The organism is Caloramator quimbayensis, assembly GCF_900167605.1.
Lineage (GTDB): Bacteria > Bacillota > Clostridia > Clostridiales > Caloramatoraceae > Caloramator_B > Caloramator_B quimbayensis.
Window position 1 is genome coordinate 89,582 of sequence record NZ_FUYH01000010.1, and the last position, 20,681, is coordinate 110,262.

At 32.5% G+C, this 20,681-nt stretch carries 20 protein-coding genes; 16 read left to right on the plus strand and 4 right to left on the minus strand.

The window, feature by feature from the left end:
* Positions 1 to 3 precede the first annotated feature (3 nt).
* Complete coding sequence (locus tag B5D15_RS08215; RefSeq protein ID WP_078696631.1) at positions 4 to 903, plus strand: RluA family pseudouridine synthase; 900 nt, start codon at positions 4 to 6, stop codon at positions 901 to 903.
* Here B5D15_RS08215 and spoVB read toward each other — a convergent pair.
* Both spoVB and B5D15_RS08225 read right to left on the minus strand, forming a co-directional pair.
* Positions 898 to 2,394, minus strand: coding sequence for a stage V sporulation protein B (gene spoVB / locus B5D15_RS08220; RefSeq protein ID WP_078696632.1), 1,497 nt, complete (start codon positions 2,392 to 2,394; stop codon positions 898 to 900). The genes B5D15_RS08215 and spoVB overlap by 6 nt on opposite strands.
* 258 nt (positions 2,395 to 2,652) lie before the next feature.
* Positions 2,653 to 3,768, minus strand: a complete 1,116-nt coding sequence (locus B5D15_RS08225; RefSeq protein WP_078696633.1) for an aminopeptidase — start codon at positions 3,766 to 3,768, stop codon at positions 2,653 to 2,655.
* 349 nt (positions 3,769 to 4,117) lie between these two features.
* Between B5D15_RS08225 and B5D15_RS08230 the strand changes: the two genes are divergently transcribed.
* Entirely contained in the window at positions 4,118 to 4,873 is a 756-nt protein-coding gene (locus tag B5D15_RS08230; RefSeq protein ID WP_078696634.1) for a zinc dependent phospholipase C family protein, read from the plus strand.
* 81 nt (positions 4,874 to 4,954) lie between these two features.
* On the opposite strand, the gene B5D15_RS08235 is transcribed toward B5D15_RS08230, so the two are convergent.
* Positions 4,955 to 5,041, minus strand: a complete 87-nt coding sequence (locus B5D15_RS08235; RefSeq protein WP_078696652.1) for a DUF3784 domain-containing protein — start codon at positions 5,039 to 5,041, stop codon at positions 4,955 to 4,957.
* Positions 5,042 to 5,193: 152 nt separating this feature from the next.
* Between B5D15_RS08235 and B5D15_RS08240 the strand changes: the two genes are divergently transcribed.
* The 14 genes from B5D15_RS08240 to B5D15_RS08305 all read left to right on the plus strand — a co-directional run bounded on the left by B5D15_RS08240 (position 5,194) and on the right by B5D15_RS08305 (position 19,413).
* The gene (locus B5D15_RS08240; protein WP_078696635.1) at positions 5,194 to 6,858 is read left to right on the plus strand and encodes a B12-binding domain-containing radical SAM protein; all 1,665 of its coding nucleotides are present in this window, start codon (positions 5,194 to 5,196) and stop codon (positions 6,856 to 6,858) included.
* A 201-nt stretch (positions 6,859 to 7,059) separates the two neighbouring features.
* Positions 7,060 to 7,386, plus strand: a complete 327-nt coding sequence (locus tag B5D15_RS08245; RefSeq protein ID WP_078696636.1) for a hypothetical protein — start codon at positions 7,060 to 7,062, stop codon at positions 7,384 to 7,386.
* A complete protein-coding gene (locus B5D15_RS08250) occupies positions 7,373 to 9,307 on the plus strand; it encodes a V-type ATP synthase subunit I (RefSeq protein WP_078696637.1) in 1,935 nt (644 codons plus the stop codon). Before B5D15_RS08245 ends, B5D15_RS08250 begins: the two co-directional genes overlap by 14 nt.
* Before the next feature lie 13 nt (positions 9,308 to 9,320).
* Positions 9,321 to 9,827: a V-type ATP synthase subunit K gene (locus tag B5D15_RS08255; RefSeq protein ID WP_078696638.1), complete on the plus strand. Its 507-nt coding sequence runs from the start codon at positions 9,321 to 9,323 to the stop codon at positions 9,825 to 9,827.
* A gap of 13 nt (positions 9,828 to 9,840) precedes the next feature.
* Positions 9,841 to 10,443: a V-type ATP synthase subunit E gene (locus B5D15_RS08260; RefSeq protein ID WP_078696639.1), complete on the plus strand. Its 603-nt coding sequence runs from the start codon at positions 9,841 to 9,843 to the stop codon at positions 10,441 to 10,443.
* Between the two features lie 84 nt (positions 10,444 to 10,527).
* Positions 10,528 to 11,517, plus strand: a complete 990-nt coding sequence (locus B5D15_RS08265) for a V-type ATP synthase subunit C (RefSeq protein WP_078696640.1) — start codon at positions 10,528 to 10,530, stop codon at positions 11,515 to 11,517.
* Entirely contained in the window at positions 11,504 to 11,833 is a 330-nt protein-coding gene (locus B5D15_RS08270; protein WP_341428593.1) for a V-type ATP synthase subunit F, read from the plus strand. Before B5D15_RS08265 ends, B5D15_RS08270 begins: the two co-directional genes overlap by 14 nt.
* Positions 11,834 to 11,837: 4 nt before the next feature.
* Complete coding sequence (locus tag B5D15_RS08275) at positions 11,838 to 13,610, plus strand: V-type ATP synthase subunit A (RefSeq protein ID WP_078696641.1); 1,773 nt, start codon at positions 11,838 to 11,840, stop codon at positions 13,608 to 13,610.
* Positions 13,603 to 14,985 carry a V-type ATP synthase subunit B gene (locus B5D15_RS08280; protein WP_078696642.1) on the plus strand — a complete coding sequence of 461 codons (1,383 nt, stop codon included), beginning with the start codon at positions 13,603 to 13,605 and terminating at the stop codon, positions 14,983 to 14,985. The genes B5D15_RS08275 and B5D15_RS08280 overlap by 8 nt, the downstream gene beginning before the upstream one ends.
* A gap of 2 nt (positions 14,986 to 14,987) precedes the next feature.
* Positions 14,988 to 15,617, plus strand: a complete 630-nt coding sequence (locus B5D15_RS08285) for a V-type ATP synthase subunit D (RefSeq protein WP_078696643.1) — start codon at positions 14,988 to 14,990, stop codon at positions 15,615 to 15,617.
* 126 nt (positions 15,618 to 15,743) lie between these two features.
* Positions 15,744 to 16,940: a CapA family protein gene (locus B5D15_RS08290; RefSeq protein ID WP_078696644.1), complete on the plus strand. Its 1,197-nt coding sequence runs from the start codon at positions 15,744 to 15,746 to the stop codon at positions 16,938 to 16,940.
* Position 16,941: 1 nt separating this feature from the next.
* On the plus strand, positions 16,942 to 17,421 hold the full coding sequence (gene def, locus B5D15_RS08295; protein WP_078696645.1) for a peptide deformylase: 480 nt from the start codon (positions 16,942 to 16,944) through the stop codon (positions 17,419 to 17,421).
* Between the two features lie 548 nt (positions 17,422 to 17,969).
* The gene (locus B5D15_RS08300; protein ID WP_078696646.1) at positions 17,970 to 18,461 is read left to right on the plus strand and encodes an ECF transporter S component; all 492 of its coding nucleotides are present in this window, start codon (positions 17,970 to 17,972) and stop codon (positions 18,459 to 18,461) included.
* Between the two features lie 286 nt (positions 18,462 to 18,747).
* Complete coding sequence (locus B5D15_RS08305; protein WP_078696647.1) at positions 18,748 to 19,413, plus strand: GntR family transcriptional regulator; 666 nt, start codon at positions 18,748 to 18,750, stop codon at positions 19,411 to 19,413.
* Positions 19,414 to 19,433: 20 nt separating this feature from the next.
* On the opposite strand, the gene B5D15_RS08310 is transcribed toward B5D15_RS08305, so the two are convergent.
* Positions 19,434 to 20,594 (minus strand): hypothetical protein, encoded by a 1,161-nt coding sequence (locus B5D15_RS08310; protein ID WP_078696648.1) that lies wholly within the window; start codon positions 20,592 to 20,594, stop codon positions 19,434 to 19,436.
* Positions 20,595 to 20,681 lie beyond the last annotated feature (87 nt).

Below are 20,681 nucleotides of genomic sequence, written 5' to 3' on the forward strand. Positions count from 1 at the left end.
TATATGAAAAGCACTCTCGAGTATAGTATAGAAAAGGATAAAGAAGGAATAAAGCTTATTAATTTTCTAAGACATGAACTTAAAATGTCAACACGCCTTACAAGAAAACTTTTAAGAGGAGAGTTTGTAAAAATAAACGGTATAACAGGAAAAGCAAACAGCATTTTAAAATGTGATGACAGGGTTATTATTATTCTTGACACAGGAGAAACACAGGATATTGAACCTCAGGATATACCAATCGATATCTGCTATGAGGATGAGGATATTTTAATTGTAAATAAGCCTCCTTTTATGGTAGTTCATCCAACTAAGGGACATCCACAGGGGACATTATCAAATGCAGTTATGCATTACTTTAAAAAAACAAACCAGAATTCTATTGTAAGGCTTGTAAATAGACTTGACAGAGATACTTCAGGATTAGTAGTTATTGCAAAATCCCAGTTTGCACATCAGGCTATGGCAAAAAAGCTTGAAAAAAACGAAATAGAAAAATATTATGTATCTATCGTTGAAGGAATGATGGAAGGAAGGGGAACTATTGATCTTCCAATTGACAGAGAGTTTCCCGATTCAGTTAAAAGGGCTGTTATTGAAAATGGGCAAAGGGCTGTAACTCACTATGAAGTTATTAGCTCATCCTTTGATATGTCAGCTCTTCTTATAAAACTTGAAACTGGTAAAACTCATCAGATAAGAGTTCATTTCAGCCATATAGGGCATCCTATTGTAGGAGACACCCTTTATGGAAAAGAAAGTAATCTTATAAACAGACAGGCGCTTCATGCCCATATATTAAAGTTTAAAAGCATAAGAGATAATAGACCTCTTGAGATTGTTGCAAAAATACCTGATGATATAAATAATCTTATGAACATTATAAATCACAGTAACTTATAAATTACTGTGATTTTGCATTTTATTTATAGGATAATATATTATTCCATAGGTTAGGTAGGATATAAGTATTAATAAAGGAGTACTGCTTATATTAATAAATACAGAATTTATTATAAAGTAAAGAAGTATTGAACATAAAAATGGAAATATTATAATACCTGTAAAATCGAAGCTGTAATTTAAAGATTTTTTAATTTCCTTAAGATTTAATATTATTCCTATTATAGGATATAAAATAAAGTCTATGGCATATCCTTTTATATTTATGTCTGGAATTCCTATAAAAATATATAAAGCAATAAGCTCGAATAGGGCTATTATTATAGAATTTAAAAGCAGTGCACCCTGTTTTCCTATACCGTTTAAAAGAGCGCAGAGAGTAATTTCAATATAAACAAGAGGAAGACCTATGGATAGCATTTTTAAAAGCTCTCCTACGGTTTCATCGTTGTAGAAGAAAAATCCAATCCTTAAAGGTATTGAAAAAAATATAGCCGCAGAGGAGAAAGCGATTAAGGAAGTAATCTTTAAAGATAAATTCATCTTTCTTGTAACAGACTGTTCCTTTTTAAAAGTTACTGCCTCTGAAATAGAGGGAACAAGAAGTACGCACAGGGAATTAATTACTATTGATGGGTAAAAGGCAATCGTCAATGCCATGCCTTCGAGTTTCCCAAAGAGAGACAGCGCTTCTTCATAGATAAAGCCAGCATCTTGAAGCCTTCTTGGTATGAGAACAGCTATAATAGCAGTGAATATGGTTCCGAGAATACCATTTAGTGCAAGGGGAAAAGAGAGCCTTAAAACATTGAATATTAATTGAAAGTCGTTGTCTGATTTACCATGTATAGGATTTTTTCTCACATATCCTTTAAAACATATTACAAATAAAATAAGACTTACCATTTCGCCGAAGCTTAAAGTTATGAAAGCAGCTGCTGTTTTTATTTCAAGGCTCATACTCTTTAATGCCGATAATAAAGTACAGATTACAATTATCCTTATTATTTTTTCAACTATATCTATTATTGCAGGCTCTAACACTCTTTGGATACCGTAGTATGCTCCCTTATATACCGAAGATATTGAAATTATTATAAGTGCTGGACAGAATGCAATAATTCCGTACATAGTCCTCTCGTCATATAAAAGTTTTTTAGATATTATACTGCATGACATAATAAGAACAGCTGTAACTAAAATGGACCAAATTATTTCAAAAATACATACTGCTTTTATGGTATTATAAAGCTCTTTTAAATTTCCTGTAGCTTTTTTTTCGGCTGCTATCTTTGAAATCGATACAGTAATTCCTCCTCCAGTAATGCAAAGGAAAAGAGAGTAAACCGGCATTGTCAGCTGATACAAGCCCATTCCCTCAGAACCTATTTTTCGTGATAAAATTATTGAAAAAACAAAAGCTAAAGTTCCAGTTATTATATTAGATAAAATTAATATCAAAGTCTTACCAGCAAAAGAAGAACGCTTCATTCTATACCCCTTTATGTTTAATAATGCTTCTTTTTATTAATATGGTAAAAAATATTATGCTATGACTATAAAAAATGTTAATGTAGGGATAAAAGAGGTATAGCATTATTGATAAAGACAGAAATAAAAAAAGTACGGCAAAACTATTAATTTGATATTAAACAGCTTCATATATATTTGTAAAAAGCTCACAATACTGCATTTATTGAGCTTTTTAATGAAAATAATAAAGCTATGTAGCATTGTGAGCTTAAAAAATTATTTTAAGTTTTCAGGATTTAAGCATTCAAGTTCAGGAATAACAAACATTCCGTCCTTTCTTATAAGAACATCATCAAAGTATATTTCTCCTCCTCCATATTCTGGAGTTTGTATGTATACTAAATCCCAATGTATTGCTGATTTGTTTCCATTAAAGCAGTCGTCGTAGGATGAGCCAGGAGTAAAGTGTATTGAACCTGCAATCTTTTCATCAAACAAAGTATCTTTCATAGGCTTTAATATGTACGGATTAACTCCGATTGCAAATTCTCCTACATATCTTGCACCTTCGTCAGTGTCGAATATCTTATTTATTCTTTCAGTATCGTTTGAAGTTGCGTTTATTATTTTGCCATCCTTAAATTCGAGTCTTATGTTTTCAAAAGTAAAGCCCTGATATTCTGCAGGTGTGTTATAAGTAATATAACCGTTTACTGAATCCTTAACAGGTGCAGAGTAAACCTCTCCATCGGGGATATTGAGCTTTCCATCGCACTTTATTGCAGGAAGTCCTTTAATTGAAAAAGTAAGGTCTGTATTAGGGCCAGTTATTCTAACTTTATCTGTTTTTTCCATAAGCGCTACTAAAGAATCCATAGCCTTTGACATCTTTGAGTAGTCGAGGTTACATACATTGAAATAAAAATCCTCAAAGGCTTCAGTACTTAAATTTGCCATTTGCGCCATTGAAGGTGATGGATATCTTAAAACAACCCATTTAGTTTTTGGTACTCTTATCTTACCATGAACTTCATCCCAAATGTTTTTAAAATAAATACCCATTTTATCCCCTGGTACATCAGCAAGTTCGGAAGAGTTCTTCCCAGAGCGGACACCTATGTATGCATCCATTTCGCTCATCCTCATAGCTTCATATTTAGCTATAAGCTTTGCATGTTCTTCAGTAAGGTTCATATAAATTGCTCTGTCAACAGCTTTGTCCTTAATAGTAACAAAGGGCAATGCTCCAACATTGTAAGCTTCCTTTACAAGCTCAGTTACAAGAGGAGTTTCAAGTCCAATAGCTTCAATTAAAACCTTTTCTCCTTTTTTGAGCTCACAGGAATAGTTTATAAGGTTTTTAGCAAGAACCTTTATTCTTGGATCTACCATTAAAGTTACCTCCCTATAAATAGTTTACTTAATCATTATAACATATATATTAATATGCAACAAAAATAAACAAAATAATTATGTATAATATGTCATCAAATGGATATACTTATAATGAAACATAGGTTAATATAAAAAATTTGTCAAAAAGAATAAATTCTTATTTACAATTGCCTGTGTTTTAAATAAAATAGTATTTGTGTGGTTATAGGCAGGTTACGTAAGGTTTATTAACATATTAATCCCTTGATGTCCCGTAATAGGGACATTTTTTATTATATAAAATTTATTTTATTTTTCACAAATTGTGAGATAATAAAAATAAAAAATAAAAAATCTGGTGTGTGATATGAAAATTTTAGAAAACACATATTCTTATATATTTAAAAATATACTAAGAGCTGTTAACCCTATTAAAAAGAAAATAATAAAAACTGAATGTGAAGTACACAAATTTATTAATAATCAGGCAGTAGAAATACTAAAAAACGATAAACATGATAAAGCATATAATTTAATGCATCGCTATATTAATGAAATAAATTCAGGGGTAGTTTGGGCAGACCAAGACTTTAAAAGCAGCAATCACTTCTATAATCCCGATAATAAAAGAGGGATGTATGGATGCAGCAATGCTCTTTTAGAATCGAGACGCTACTATTCTAAAGCTGTCAAATATTATAACAGCGGTAATATAAAAATGGCGATGTTTTACCTTGGAGCAGCTTGTCACCTCATACAGGACATTACAGTACCTCAGCATGTTAATGTAAAGCTCCTAAATCAACACAGGCAGTATGAACAATGGGTAATAAGAGCATATAAGGAGCATGAAAATTTTAAGGTAAAAAACGGGGGTATATATTTTAGCACTATAGGGGAATATGCAAAGCTTAATTCAAAAATTGCCATGGATACCTATAGAAAATATCAAAGCACTCAGGACAAAAATCAAAGATATTATAAAATAACTTCGATAATACTTAGTATTGCACAAAAAACAACAGCAGGCCTTTTGATGAAGTTTTACAGGGACGTAAAGAGAATTGAAGCTATAAAAAAGGATAAGTATGGGAGAAAATCTTATAGATTGAAGATATTATAGCAAAAATAATTATATAGTATATTTAGAAAATTAAGGGAACTAATAAGTTCCCTTTTGTTCATAATTTAAAAATATTGAGAACTAAATATAATTGAAGATTACTCTGCACAACTTCTTTTCATTGAACTTTTCTTTTTCTTTTTTATTTGCTGTATTGTATCCTGCAATTAACCAACTACCTTAATAGGTTCTATTGTTAAAATCTTTTATCTAAGTATGATAGAAATTTATTGTCAGATACTTTAAAATAGTATCTATCTTTTTATTACTAAAAATTTATTTTGAGCTATAATAATAAATAAAAAAATGGAGGATAAAAAATGAATATAGTTCTCGCATCCCTTAACTCAAAATACATACACTCAAATCTTGCAATAAGATATATTAAATCTTACTGCAGTGAATATAATATTAAACTTTTTGAAGGTACTATAAACGAAAATATATTAGATATAGTTGAAAGGATTATAGATTTAAAAGTAGATGTTATAGGCTTTTCCTGCTATATATGGAATATAGAAAGCACTTTAAAGGTGTGCAGCACATTAAAAAAAATAAATAAGGATTTAATTATAATATTAGGAGGCCCAGAGGTTTCCTTCGATGGGGAAAGTATAATAAAAAAATATGACTATATAGATTACATAATAGAAGGAGAAGGAGAAGTAACATTTAAAGAACTTATTGATACGATATTTAATAACAAAAATTTGTATAGTGTTAAAGGTATTGTATTTAAAGATGGTGATAAAATAATAAAGAATGAGCAAAGGAAGTTAATAGAAAATCTTGATATACTGCCTTTTCCGTACAGAAATGAAATACCTGATAAGATAGTTTATTATGAAGCCTCCCGAGGCTGTCCCTTTAATTGCAGCTATTGCCTGTCATCTACAATAAAAGGTGTTAGATACTTTGATTTAGAAAGAGTAAAAAAAGAGCTGAAATTTTTTATAGATAATGAAGTTAAACTTGTAAAATTTGTTGATAGAACTTTTAATGCAAATAAAAATTTTTCAAAAGCTATATGGCAGTTTCTTATAGAAAACGCTAAATCAACAACCTTTCATTTTGAAATATCCGCAGATTTGCTTGATGAAGAAAGCTTTGAAATATTAAAGAGCGCTCCGAAGAATCTTTTTCAATTTGAGATTGGAGTGCAGACAACGAACATAGAAGTATTAAAAATTATAAACAGAAGAATGGATTTTGAAAAGGTTAAGGAAAACATAAAAAGGATAAAAAAATTTAAAAATATTCACTGTCATCTTGATTTGATTGCAGGTCTTCCAACGGAGGATATTGATTCATTCAAAAAATCCTTCGATATGTGTATGGATATAAAACCTGATGTTCTTCAACTTGGATTTCTAAAAGTTTTAAAAGGTTCTGCAGTTGAAAAAGAGATTAAAAAATATGATATAAAATATGCTGATTTTCCTCCTTATCAAGTTCTATCAACTAAAGACATGAGTTATATAAATATGGAAAAACTAAATAAAATAGAGAAAGTATTCGATATATACTATAATAGCGGGAATTTTAAACTTACAATGGAATATCTATTAGACATAGTACCTTCTTTCTTTAATTTTTTTAATGAATTTAGTATTTTCTTAAATAGCAAGGATTTTTATACTAAAAATTTTGACTTAAAGGATAAATTTTACTTTATTTATGAGTTTTTAATAGAAAAGATTGACAAAGAATTGATAAAGGATTTGTTGCTTCATGATTACATTATAACTTCTAAAAAACCCTATGCTGTAGAGCTTTTTGCGGATAGATATTGTGATAACAAAAAAGAAATAATTATACAAAACAAAGATAATATATACATTCATTTTAAATGCACCGATTTTAAAAAAGTTATATGTTTCAAGGTGAAATACAAAATTATTCTGAAAAATGAAGGAGTGACAATAGAAAATCAAGATGCATTAGTATTCTTTAATCTTGAAAATGGAGAATATTTTTATATCTAAGATTAAGTACTAATAAGCAAAAAAGAGTGAAATTTAGATTAATAATTAGATATGGCACGATTATTTAAAATTATCATTAAATTTTCTGATTTTTAAAGGAAAAACAGTTTAAAAAATTTTTTATTCTGTTGTATAATAAACTTGTGCATGTGTATTTTTATTTAAAATACTTGTTATTAAATACACAAAGGTGGTGATAGTTTGGCCTTTGAAGTTGTTAAACAAATAACACAAATTGAAAAGGAGGGAGACGAACTAATAAAAAAAGCTCAAAGCGATGCCCTTGAAATTCAAAAGACAGCAAAAAACGAAGTACAAAATATTATAGATAGGGCAAAATCAGAGGCAGAGGATTACTATAAGAAAGTAATCCAAAAATATGAAAATGATGCTCAAGGAGATGTAAAACGTATTTTAGATGAAAGCGACGAAGCTATAAAAGAGCTGAATGATATTTCAAAGGATATAATGAACAAGGCTGTAAATATGGTTATCGAGAGGATAGTGAATAGCCATGGCGATAGTTAAAATGAAAAAAATAACCGTAGCAGCCCCTCAAAGCCAAAGAGATAATATATTAGATGCTCTTCAGTCTAAAGGCTGTGTTGAGCTTATTGATTTAAAAAATCTTCAGCAAGAAGCAGAGGGCATCGGTTATTTTAAAGAAAATAAATCAATATCTCAAACAGAAATAAACTATAACAAAATTAAATTCTGCTATGATTTCTTAAAACAGCATGAATCAAAAAAAGAGGGACTGTTTAGCAAAAAGACAGTAATATCAAAAGAGGAGTTTGACAAATTAGAAGAAACTATAAATTGGGAGAACATATATTTAGAGTGCAAAAAAATAGATGATGACATAAACCATATTAAAAATAAGAAAAACAAGCTTATTACTCAAATAGAGCAATATAGCAATTGGATTGGGCTTGATGTTTGCAGCAAAGAGTTAAACATATTAAAAAACGTCTCCTATTTTATAGGTACTATTTCTAAAAAGTATGAAAGCAAAATAATAGATGAACTGAGCAGTAATTTTAAGGATATTTACATTGAAAAAATATCAGAAAAACAGCAGGATGTTAATGTGTTTATGCTGTGTCATAAAAATGACAGCGTGAATGTTTCTGAAGTACTTAAAAAATATGGATTTACTAAGATAAACTTTGAACTTTCTATGATTCCAAAAGAGCAGATAAAATCATTTAATGATGAATTATCAGAGCTTGATAAAGAATTTATTACTCTAAATGAAAGAGCACTAAAGCTCTCAGAGGGAATAGATGATATCGAAAAGATGTATGATTATCTTTCGAGTAGATTAGAACTTGAAAATTCAGTATTGAATCTTTTAAAGACTCAAAAAACATTTATACTTCAAGGCTGGATACCATCTGACAAGGAAGAATTTATTATGAATTCCATGTCAAAAAATTTCAGCGACTGCTATATTGCTTTTGAGGAGCCAAGTGAGGACGATATGCCTCCGGTTCTTCTTAAAAACAATAAGATAGCAGAGCCTTTTGAAGTTATAACCTCAATGTATGCACTTCCTCTGCCTACGGAGGTTGATCCAACGCCTGTTCTAACGCCGTTTTTCCTTCTATTCTTTGGAATGATGATGGCTGATATAGGCTATGGAATACTTATGCTCTTAGTAGGGCTTTTTATGCTCAAAAAGATGGATTTAGAGGAAGAAGGCAAAAAAATAGTAAAACTTTTAGTATATTGCGGTATACCAACCATTGCCTTTGGGGTTTTATATGGAAGTTTCTTTGGAGGTATAATACCTTTAAAACCTATTTGGCTTAATCCGGTTGATAAACCTATGGATGTTCTTGTTGTTTCAATAGCTTTAGGTATTGTACATCTATACGTTGGGCTTGGTGTTAAAGCCTACAGCCTCATAAAAGCAGGTAAAGCATTGGATGCTTTTATGGATGTTTTCTCTTGGTATATATTCCTTTCAGGCCTAATATGGATGCTTTTGGGCTCACTTGTGGGAGTTGGAGGAGTTGGAATTGCAAAGATTATGGCGATTGCAGGAGCCCTTATAATACTCTTTACGCAGGGAAGAGAAAATGAGTCCATAGTAGGAAAGTTCTTTGGAGGTTTATATTCCCTTTATGGAGTAACATCCTATCTTGGAGATGCGCTCTCATACTCAAGACTTTTAGCTTTAGGTCTTGCATCGGGGCTTATAGGATGGTCCTTTAACTTATTGATAGGTCTTCTTGGAAAAGGAGCATTAGCCTTAATATTTGGACCTATTATATTTGTAGCAGGGCATACATTTAATTTCCTGATAGGTGCTCTTGGAACCTTCGTTCACACCTGCAGGCTACAATATCTTGAGTTTTTCGGCAAGTTCTATGAAGGTGGAGGCAGAGCCTTCAATCCTTTAAAAATAAATACAAAATTTATAAGGGTAAATACAGAAAGATAAGGGAGGAATATTTATGGATTTCACTACATTTGTTGCTTTCTTAAAGCAGTTTGGAGGACCAATACTTGCATTACTTGGAGCTGCACTTGCTGCACTTCTTGCAGGAATAGGTTCAGCAAGGGGAGTTGGAATAGTAGGTCAGGCTGCTGCAGGTCTTGTTACTGAGGAGCCAGAAAAATTTGGTAAGACTCTTATTCTTCAGGTTATTCCAGGTACACAGGGTTTCTATGGCTTTATAACAGCTCTTATAATTCTTTCAAGAATAGGGCTTTTATCAGGAAATCTTGCACAGTTATCCTTAAGCCAAGGATTCTTGCTTTTGATGGCTGCCCTTCCAATAGCTTTCGTTGGATACAGCTCAGCAATATCACAGGGTAAGACAGCTGCAGCAGGTATACAGATTCTTGCAAAGAGACCTGAAAAGTTTTTCAATGGTGTTATCTATGCAGTTATGGTTGAAACCTATGCCGTTGTTGCGCTTATTACATCAATACTTATGATAGTTAACATAAAGATATGAGGGAGTGGCACAAATGGCCGGAATTGATAATTTAAAAAACAGGCTTTTGGAGGATGACAAAAAAAGAGCAGCTGAAATAGAAAATGAAGCAAAGGTAAAGGCTGATGAGATTATAAATGGTGCAAAATTAAAAGCATCGGATATTTTAGAGGATATAAAGCAAAGAGCAGAGAAGGACGGAAAAGAAAGAAAAGAAAGACTGATTGCAAGGGCTCAGCTTGATGCAAGAAATTCCATTCTAAAAGCAAAGCAGCAGGCAATTGATAAGGTGTTCAGCCTTGTAATCGAAAGAGTATCTTCTATGAATAAGACTGAATATGAGGACTTTATCAAAAAACTTTTAATTAACAATGTTGAAACTGGAGAGGAAGAAGTTATTTTCTCAAACAATGATAAAGAAAGAATAAATTCAAATGTTATCGATGAAGTAAATAATGAATTGAAAAGACAGGGTAAAAATGGAAACCTTAAATTGAGCAGCGATACACGAAACATATTGTCAGGTTTTATACTTAAAAGGGGAGGACTTGAGATTAACTGCTCGATTGACTCTCAAATAAGGGCATTTAGAGAAAACCTTGAGGGTGAAATTGCAACTCTCTTATTTAGCAAATAATATTATAAAATTACGGAAGGAATAAGGAAAGCAGAGCCCTTGGCTCTGAGATTTACCTCCGAACTTAGAAAGGGAGGGCAAGATATGGATAATACTATTTTTGCACAAAGTATTGCAAGAATAAGATCTTTAGAAACAAAAATGATAGATAAGGCTAAAATCGAAGCGATGGTTGAGTCAAGAGATTTTAACGACTGCTTAAGATTTCTTCAGGACACCCAATATGGAAGCTATATTACTGCATCAAACTATGAAGAGGGTCTGAAATCTGCAACTATAGATATTTATAAGGAAATGTACAAAATCTGCCCTTTAAGGGAAGTAGTTGATATTTTAGCTCTTCGTTATGATTCGCATAACATAAAAAGCCTTATAAAAGGAAAACTTGCAGGAATAGATACATTGTATCTTACAGTTGATGCCGGCACAATTCCTGTTGATAGACTCAATATAATGGTAAAAGAAGAGAATTTCAGGGATATGCCAAAGACTTTAAGATATTATGTTGAAAAAGCCTTTGAAAATTATAAAAACTCACAGGACCCTCAGGATATTGATATTACAATCGATAAAGGCATATATGAATATATGCTTGAAATAGCTGAAAGCAGTAAGATGGAGTATTTACTTGATATTGTTAAACTCATGATAGATACAATAAATATTAAATCATTTATCAGGATAAACATACAGGAACGCGGAAGAGATTTTATGCAGAAAGTACTTTTGCCAAAGGGAAACCTCGATAAGGATTTATTTTTGAATAACATAACGGATTCCCTTGAGAGCTTTGCAAACAAGATAATGCATACTGATTATTTTAAATGGGTAAAGGAAGGTTTAGGAGAATATATTAAAAAGGGTGACCTTGGAAGTATTGAAAAATACGGAGATAACTACATTATAGATTATCTAAAGAAGGCAAAGCTTGTAAGCTTTGGACCAGATCCTATTATCGCATATATTTTAGCCAGAGAAAATGAAATAAGAGCAATAAGAATAATACTTACAGGAAAAAGGAACGATGTAAGTCCCGACATAATAAGGGAAAGGCTGCGTGATGTTTATGTATAAAATAGGAGTTGTTGGAGAAAAGGACGCAGTTATAGCCTTTCTTGCTCTTGGCCTTACTGTTAAAGCTGTTGAAAGTCCTGATGAAGCTATGAAGGCAGTTGACGGTATGGCAAGGGAGGGCTATGGAATAATATTTGTAACGGAGACGGTAGCAAAGGACATAGAAGAAACTATTGAAAGATATAAAAATCAGATGCTTCCGGCAATTATTCTAATTCCAGGAAGCAAGGGAAGCCTTGGAATTGGTATGGCTAAAATTAAGGAGAATGTAGAAAAAGCTGTCGGAGTAGATATTTTATCAAAGAAAGAAGGTTGATAGCTTGAGTAACGGAAGAATTGTAAAAATATCAGGACCTCTTGTAATAGCAGAGGGTATGGAAAATACTAACATGTTCGACGTTGTTAGAGTAGGCAATAAGAAATTAATCGGTGAAATAATAGAAATGAGAGGCGATAGAGCTTCTATTCAGGTATACGAAGAAACATCGGGTTTAGCACCTGGAGAACCTGTTGAATCTGTTGGAGAGCCTCTTAGCGTTGAACTTGGACCTGGACTTATAGAGGCCATGTTTGATGGTATTCAAAGACCTCTCGATGCTGTAAGGGATGTTGCAGGTGATTTTATTGCAAGAGGTGTAGATGTACCATCGCTAAACAGAGAAAAGAAGTGGGATTTTAAGCCATTAAAGAACGCAGGGGATTTTGTAACTGCAGGAGATGTTATTGGTTTTGTTCAGGAAACAACTCTAATTCAGCATAGAATTATGATTCCCTATGGAATAGAGGGAAACATAGTTGAAATTAAAGAAGGAAGTTTTACGGTTTTGGATGTTGTTGCTACCGTAAAAGATAAAAACGGCAGCATTCATAATGTTACTTTGATGCAAAAGTGGCCTGTAAGAAGAGGAAGGCCTTATAAAAACAAAATAGCTCCAGAAGAGCCTATGATAACTGGACAAAGAATAATCGATACCTTCTTCCCAGTTGCAAAGGGTGGAACGGCATGCGTTCCAGGACCTTTTGGAAGCGGTAAGACAGTTGTTCAGCACCAGCTTGCAAAATGGGCAGACGCTGAAATAGTTGTATATGTAGGATGCGGAGAACGTGGCAATGAGATGACAGACGTTCTTATGGAATTCCCTGAATTAAAGGATCCTAAATCAGGAGAGCCTTTGATGAAAAGAACAGTACTTATTGCAAATACTTCAAATATGCCGGTTGCAGCGAGAGAAGCATCAATTTACACTGGAATTACTATTGCTGAATATTTCAGGGACATGGGATATTCTGTTGCAATAATGGCTGACTCAACATCAAGATGGGCAGAAGCTCTTCGTGAAATGTCTGGCCGTCTTGAAGAAATGCCTGGTGAGGAAGGATATCCAGCATATCTTACTTCAAGAGCAGCTGCTTTCTATGAAAGAGCAGGTAAGGTTGAATGTCTTGGAAGCGATGGAAGGATTGGTGCCCTGACTGTTATAGGTGCAGTATCACCTCCTGGAGGAGACCTTTCAGAGCCGGTAACCCAGGCAACCCTTAAAATAGTTAAGGTTTTCTGGGGACTTGATTCCCAGCTTGCATATAAAAGACATTTCCCTGCAATAAACTGGCTTTTAAGTTATTCCCTATACCTTGATAAAATAGGTCCATATATAGAGGGAACGGGAATAAAGGATTGGCAGGATATGACTAAGGAAGCTATGAAGATACTTCAGGAAGAGGATGAACTTCAGGAAATTGTAAGGCTCGTTGGTATAGATGCATTATCAGAAAAGGATAGATTGACTTTAGAGGCTGCAAAGTCCTTAAGGGAAGATTATCTGCATCAGAATGCCTTCCATGAAGTAGATACTTATACTTCGCTAAATAAACAATCTAAGATGTTAAAGCTTATACTCGAGTTTTATCATCTTGCTCAAAACGCCCTTGATAATGGTGTTTATCTTAGTAAATTAACTGTTCTCCCTGTTAGAGAGAAAATAGCAAGGGCAAAATATATACCTGAAAATGAAATGGAAAAAATCGATGCTATATTTGATGAATTAAAACAGCAGATAAACTCTCTTTATGAGGGAGGTGCAGTAAATGCTTAAGGAATATAGAACCATAAGAGAAGTTGCAGGGCCGCTTATGCTTGTTGACAATGTTGAAAAAGTAGCCTTTGATGAACTTGTTGAGATAGAAACTCAAAAAGGTGAAATTAGACGTGGAAGAGTTCTTGAAATAAATCAGGATAAGGCACTCGTTCAGCTTTTTGAAAGTTCTGCAGGAATAAACTTAAAAGACAGTAAGGTAAGATTTCTTGGAAGGACATTGGAACTTGGTGTTTCAATGGATATGCTCGGAAGGGTATTCGATGGACTTGGAAGGCCTAAGGATGGAGGACCAAAGATAATTCCTGAAAAAAGGCTTGATATATCCGGAGAACCTATAAACCCTGTTGCAAGAGATTATCCGTCAGAATTTATACAGACAGGTATTTCTGCAATAGATGGACTTAACACTCTTGTTAGAGGACAAAAGCTTCCGATATTCTCGGGCTCAGGTCTTCCACATGCAAGGCTTGCAGCACAGATAGCAAGACAAGCAAAGGTTTTATCCGCTGACAGCAAATTCGCAGTTGTATTTGCTGCTATGGGTATAACTTTTGAAGAAGCAGACTTTTTTATCTCTGATTTTAAGAAAACAGGAGCTATAGACAGGTCCGTCCTATTTATAAATCTTGCAGATGAACCTTCAATAGAAAGAATAGCAACTCCAAGAATGGCTTTAACCTGTGCAGAATATCTTGCTTATGAAAAAGGAATGCATGTTCTTGTAATTATGACTGATATGACGAACTATGCTGAGGCTTTAAGAGAGGTTTCAGCAGCAAGAAAAGAGGTTCCAGGAAGAAGAGGATACCCTGGATATCTTTATACTGACCTTTCTACTATTTATGAGAGAGCAGGAAGAATAAGGGGCAGGGAAGGATCTATAACTCAGATACCGATACTTACAATGCCTGAAGATGATAAGACTCATCCTATACCTGACCTTACAGGATATATTACAGAGGGACAGATAATATTAAGCAGAGAGCTATACAGAAAGGGAGTTATGCCTCCTATTGACGTTCTTCCATCACTTTCAAGACTCAAGGATAAGGGTATTGGAAAAGGTAAGACGAGGGAAGATCATGCAGATACCATGAACCAGCTTTTTGCAGCCTATGCCCAAGGTAAACAGGCAAAGGAACTTGCAGTAATTCTTGGTGAATCAGCCCTTTCTGATACTGATAAGCTTTTTGCAAAGTTTGCTGAAGAATTTGAAAGAAGATATGTATCACAGGGTGAGTATGAAAACAGGAGTATAGAAGAAACATTAAGTATAGGCTGGCAGCTTCTATCCATACTTCCAAAATCAGAATTAAAGAGAATAAGAGATGAATATATAGAAAAGTACCTTCCCAAAAAAGGGGTTGAATAGGAATGAGACTTAATGTAAACCCAACAAGAATGGAGCTTACAAGGCTTAAAAAGAGGCTGAAGGTTGCAGTAAGAGGACATAAGCTTTTAAAGGATAAGCAGGATGAGCTCATGAAAAAGTTCATTGAGCTTATTAAAAAGAACGATGAGCTAAGGAAAAGCGTTGAAGGAGAGCTTACAGAATCTTTGAAGAATTTTATGATGGCAAAGGCTGTAATGTCAACTGAGTCCCTTGAAGAAGCGATTATAATGCCGACGGAAAAGATAAGCCTTAATGTATCCAAAAAGAATGTGATGAGCGTTAACGTTCCTGTTATGGAATTTGTAAGGGAGGCAAAGGAAGGAGCAAGCATTTACCCCTATGGTTTTGCTGCGACGACGGGAGAACTCGATAGCGCAATAAAAAAGCTGTATGATATTATGCCTCACCTTTTAGAGCTTGCTGAGGTTGAAAAATCCTGCCAGCTCATGGCCGATGAAATTGAAAAGACAAGAAGAAGGGTTAATGCTCTCGAGTATGTAATGATTCCTCAGCTTCAGGAAACTATTAAATATATAACCATGAAGCTCGATGAAAACGAAAGAGGAACATTGACAAGGCTCATGAAAGTAAAGACCATGATACAAAAATGATAAATTAAAAAACAGCAGCGATTATGATAAATGCTGCTGTTTTTTTTATGAAATTAATATTACAATGGAAATAAAGAAAATTTAGTTAAATTTTACAATCGATATAATGAATTAAGGTGTTATAATATGAAAAAAAGATTTAATTTTATTTTGTTTTTACTTGCTTTTATTATATTCTGTTCTTGCAGTTTAAAAACTGAAGGGATTGATCAGAGAATAGAAGAAGAATGTATTTCTACTTTTGAAAGCGATTCGATTAAAGAACAAAAAATAGTATTGCAAGGAGAAGAAGAAACAGCAGCTTTAAAAAAAGATTTAAAAGAAGATAAGATAAGCATAGCTGCAACTGGGGATATAATGTTTCACATGCCAATTGTAAACAGCGCTTATAATGGGAAAAAATATGATTTTAAATATATCTTTGAAGACATAAAGCCATTAATTGAATCTTCAGATATTGCAATAGGGAATCTTGAAACAACAATATATCCTAAAAGAAAACTTTCAGGTTATCCAAGGTTTAATTCTCCCATCGAAATACTTGAGGGGATAAAATATGCCGGCTTTGATGTTTTAACAACAGCAAATAATCACTGTGCTGACAGCGGAAGGGAAGGTATACTATCTACAGTTAATAACATTAAAAAAAGCGGAATGATACCAGTTGGAACAGGAAACACGAAGGAACTTAAATATGCTGTAGTTGAACGAAATGGTATAAAGATAGGAATTTTGTCCTATACATTCAGCACTAATGGGATTAAGGTACCAAAGGGTATGGTAAATTTAATAGATAAAAATGTAATTAAAAAAGATATTGATATATTAAAGAAGAAAAGCGATTATATAATTGTTTGTATTCATATAGGAACAGAATATGTGATGGATGCTGAACCTAATGTTAAAAAACTTTTTAAAGAAATAGCTTTTATGGGTGCTGACTGCATCATAGGAAACCATCCCCATGTTCCAAGGACAGTTGAAATCATAGAAATAAATGGGAAAAAAGTGTTTATAGCCTATTCACTTGGGAATCTATTATCAAGCCAGAATAAACCTTATACTGATATTGGGCTTATATGCAAATTGGATATTAAAAAGGATGATAAAGGAATAGTTTCTTTAATAAGCAGCGATGTAATACCTGTTTATAGAAAAAATTATATTGAAAAAGGTAAAAATTTATATAAAATAATAAACTACAGCTCTACAGAAAAGATTGATTATTTATTAGAAGAAGAGAAGGAGTACATAAAAAATACATATTATGATATTATAAATAAGAGCAGCTTTGAAGTTTTTAATTTAAATAGGAGGGAATAATATGGCAGTAAGGGAAATAGTTCAAAAGGGACATCCTGCACTAAAGGCAAAAAGTACGAGCGTTGCTAAAATCGATGATAGGATTAAAGGTATAATTCAGGATTTAAAGGATACACTATACAGCACTTCAAATGGTATAGGACTTGCAGCTCCGCAGATAGGAATAAACAAAAGAATTATATTAATAGATATGAGAGATGGCATGAAGCCTATTGTACTCATAAATCCAAGGATTGTAAGCTATTCTGGGAAACAGGAAAGTGAAGAGAGCTGCCTTAGCTATATAGGATATTATGGATATGTTGAAAGACCTGCAAAGGTAATAGTAAAAGGCCTTAATGAAAATGGAGAAGAAGTAAGCTATAAGGGTGAAGAACTTTTATGCAGAGCTTTTTGCCATGAAATTGATCATCTCGATGGTATAATGTATACAGATAGAGCCTACGAAATTTATAGAGATGATGAGGAGAGATTGCACTAATAATTAAGAAGCTCTAAACATTTTTTAAAAAAAGAACTTTTGGTATTTAATATTTTTAATAACCAAAAGTTCTTTTTTTATATAAAAGTGTACAGTGCTTCCTAAAATCTTCTTATATTGAAATTCCTTTTATTTGAAAACTTTGACCTAACAGAGGAAGATTAAACTTCAGATTAATCTCAATGGTATCTAAAGTTTTAATTTTGTTGTAGATATAGATTTTAATATCTTTATAATTATAGACATTAAATAAATTTGTATTGTCTACGGATTTAACAGCCTCTGCCCAAAGGCTCTTTGTTGTTCCAGCTCATCCGCATGATACAGAAGTATATTTTATCATTAACTTTCCTCCGTTTTTTAGTATAAAATCATAGGTTTTATCATTCATTATTATATTCATGAAATCACCTCCATACCCTTATAGGGTATTTTTATTATATCATATTTTGTTTTTTCATACAAGAATAATGTGTAAAAACAATAGACAAACAGGTGTATATACAGTATAATATTTGTGTAAAGACACATGTATGGAGGATGTAAAAATGAAAACGAAAGAATTAACGGTAGGTGCTCTATTGTCAGCTATGGCTCTGCTTATCCCTCTTGCCTTTGGAAATTTTTTAATGGTAAGCATTCCACCTTTTACGGCAACGATTATGTCCCATGTACCTCTATTTTTAGCCATGCTTGTAAGTCCCCTCGCAGCGGTTATGGTAGGACTTGTTTCTGCTTTCGGATTTTTAATAAAGTTAGGTCCTGTTGTTGCAGCTAGAGCACTTATGCATGCTGTTGCAGGCTATGTTGGAGCATCAGCAATAAAAAAAGGATACAGCTTTAAAGCTGCCCTTGCGATTTCAATGCCCTTTCATGCACTCCTTGAAGCTGTTGCAGTTATACCTTTTTATGGTTTAAATCTTTATAAAATTTTAGTTGTCGTAGCTCTTGGAACAGCGATACATCATGCAGTAGATTCAGTTATAGCTGTATTTATTGCAGAGACTCTAAAAAAGGCGAAAGTAGTAAAAGCCGTATAATATTAAAAATATAGGTTTATAAATAATTTGCTAATAAGTCCTAAATTATTAGTAGAATAAATGAATATAAAGTATTATTTTATAAATATAGAACTTTTGCAAACATTACAATAAAGCAAGCAAAAGTTCTATATTTTTTAAGAGTAAAAAAAGTTTATATAATTTAATTATTAGTCATTGATTAATCGAGGACTTTTATTGTCTATTTTATAACAAATACTAAATTGACTTGATTGTAATATAATTATATAATTTATATGGATAATTGTATTTTAGGGGGTATTTTATGAAGGAGTATAATGTATTCGAAGACCAATACTCATTAAGAGGAAGAGTATATAATATATTAAGAGAAAATATTTTGGATGGTAAATATAAGCCCGGTGAGAACCTGATTGAGCTTAAACTTGCAAATGAGCTTCATGTAAGCAGAACCCCGGTTAGAGAAGCAATAAGGCAGCTTGAGCTTGAAGGCCTTGTTGAAAGCATTCCCAATAAAGGAGTTATAGTTAAGGGTATAACTAAAAAGGACATGGAAGATATATATAGAATAAGAGTTGTACTTGAAGGTCTTGCTGCAAGATGGGCTATTGAGCAGATTACAGATGATAAGATAAAAGAGATGAAAGACCTTTGTGAGCTTATGGAATTTTATACTATGAAAAACGATGTTGACCAGATAGCAGATCTTAACACTAAATTTCATGATATTATTTTCTCTTCAACAAACAGTAGTATATTACAGCACATATTGAGAGATTTTCAGTTCTACGTTAAATGGGCAAGACATGAATCACTATCTACCCCCGGAAGAAAAGAAGAAGCGCTGAAGGAACATCTTGACATATTAAAAGCCTTTGAAGATAGAGATGCTGAAGCAGCTGTTAAATACCTTACAATACATGTTGAAAATTCAAGCAGAAACGTATTGAGAAAGCTTTCAGAAGAATAAAAATTTAAGCTGCAGCCTTATTATTTTAAGCTGCAGCTTAAAAATTCATATATGCATGCTTTAACAAGATTTTTATCATATCCCCAGGAATTCATTCCTGTAATTTTCATGTCAGTAGAGTATTTTTTAAATCGATTAGGAAGATCTATTTCCCCTCTTATACCGCTTCCAGCATCTAAAAGATTTATATATAGTATATTTGTTGAATTTAATTTTTTAAATTTTTCCATTGAAGAATCGACATTCATATCTATTATTATATTATCATCAAAATATCCTGAGTATATTAAAGAAGATTTAATATTGCTGCTCGTATCTGTAACTTCATCAACTATGATTATGCCGTCATATTTAATGGGCATATTTTTTACTCTATTACTTATCGATTCAGCAAAAAGATTAGAATTATAAATCGGTTCAGTAAATTTTATTTTTATTCCCATTTTATATAGATACTCTAAATCTATTTGATTTTTAACTACATCTTCTATTGCGCGGCTTTTAGTGTAATTAATAATAGTTATGCTTCCACATCCATCAAGTATAGCAGAGTTTATAGCACTATTAATTTCTGGGTAGTAACCTGAAAATGCTATATAAAAAAAGTAAGGTTTATAATTTAAAAGCGAACTTCTAACATCCTCTGCAACTTTTGTAAGTTCATTTATCTTTGGGTTGACTTTAAGTATTTTGTATTTTTGTTTTATTTGAAATGCATATATTGGTTTTAAAATGTAAGGAGCATCTTTAAAAAAGTAATTAGAATAATATGGAGTATATTTTTCCATTTCTCCTTCGCAGTAGAATATTACTGCTTCCTTATTAGTGGATATGATACTAATATTGGGGAGCATATATTTTACAGGTTTAAAAATAATAAAGCTGGTTATAAAATAGGAAAATATAAAACATGCAAAAATCAAAATAAACTCTAAAATTTTTATCTTTTTTATCTTTTTTCTATAAATGAATAAAAATATAACTGTAAATAATAGCATAGGAATGAATAGGAAATAATAGCTGTAAGGAGCACAAAGAATTAAACATATCATTATTCCCCAAAATATTGATAGTAAAATCAACAAAATATCACCTCCATAGAATTTTATTCCAAAGAGGAGGGAAATATTATTAATTTTAAATGTAACCATAATGCTGCACAGCCAATCTTTACCGCTCATTTTGAAGCTCTAAGCCTCACTTCCTTAAAACCCAAGAACTTTTGGAACTCGCTGCGCTCAAACAGCCAAAAGTTCTAAGGGTTTTGG

Excerpts from the sequence above, each read along its gene's own strand:
- B5D15_RS08250 (WP_078696637.1), top strand. The coding sequence starts at position 7,373 with ATGGCGATAGTTAAAATGAAAAAAATAACCGTAGCAGCCCCTCAAAGC.
- B5D15_RS08280 (WP_078696642.1), top strand. The coding sequence starts at position 13,603 with ATGCTTAAGGAATATAGAACCATAAGAGAAGTTGCAGGGCCGCTTATG.
- B5D15_RS08305 (WP_078696647.1), top strand. The coding sequence starts at position 18,748 with ATGAAGGAGTATAATGTATTCGAAGACCAATACTCATTAAGAGGAAGA.
- B5D15_RS08265 (WP_078696640.1), top strand. The coding sequence starts at position 10,528 with ATGGATAATACTATTTTTGCACAAAGTATTGCAAGAATAAGATCTTTA.
- B5D15_RS08270 (WP_341428593.1), top strand. The coding sequence starts at position 11,504 with ATGTTTATGTATAAAATAGGAGTTGTTGGAGAAAAGGACGCAGTTATA.
- B5D15_RS08255 (WP_078696638.1), top strand. The coding sequence starts at position 9,321 with ATGGATTTCACTACATTTGTTGCTTTCTTAAAGCAGTTTGGAGGACCA.
- B5D15_RS08290 (WP_078696644.1), top strand. The coding sequence starts at position 15,744 with ATGAAAAAAAGATTTAATTTTATTTTGTTTTTACTTGCTTTTATTATA.
- spoVB (WP_078696632.1), bottom strand. The coding sequence starts at position 2,394 with ATGAAGCGTTCTTCTTTTGCTGGTAAGACTTTGATATTAATTTTATCT.
- B5D15_RS08230 (WP_078696634.1), top strand. The coding sequence starts at position 4,118 with ATGAAAATTTTAGAAAACACATATTCTTATATATTTAAAAATATACTA.
- B5D15_RS08260 (WP_078696639.1), top strand. The coding sequence starts at position 9,841 with ATGGCCGGAATTGATAATTTAAAAAACAGGCTTTTGGAGGATGACAAA.
- B5D15_RS08225 (WP_078696633.1), bottom strand. The coding sequence starts at position 3,768 with ATGGTAGATCCAAGAATAAAGGTTCTTGCTAAAAACCTTATAAACTAT.
- B5D15_RS08240 (WP_078696635.1), top strand. The coding sequence starts at position 5,194 with ATGAATATAGTTCTCGCATCCCTTAACTCAAAATACATACACTCAAAT.
- def (WP_078696645.1), top strand. The coding sequence starts at position 16,942 with ATGGCAGTAAGGGAAATAGTTCAAAAGGGACATCCTGCACTAAAGGCA.
- B5D15_RS08285 (WP_078696643.1), top strand. The coding sequence starts at position 14,988 with ATGAGACTTAATGTAAACCCAACAAGAATGGAGCTTACAAGGCTTAAA.
- B5D15_RS08300 (WP_078696646.1), top strand. The coding sequence starts at position 17,970 with ATGAAAACGAAAGAATTAACGGTAGGTGCTCTATTGTCAGCTATGGCT.
- B5D15_RS08310 (WP_078696648.1), bottom strand. The coding sequence starts at position 20,594 with ATGAGCGGTAAAGATTGGCTGTGCAGCATTATGGTTACATTTAAAATT.
- B5D15_RS08215 (WP_078696631.1), top strand. The coding sequence starts at position 4 with ATGAAAAGCACTCTCGAGTATAGTATAGAAAAGGATAAAGAAGGAATA.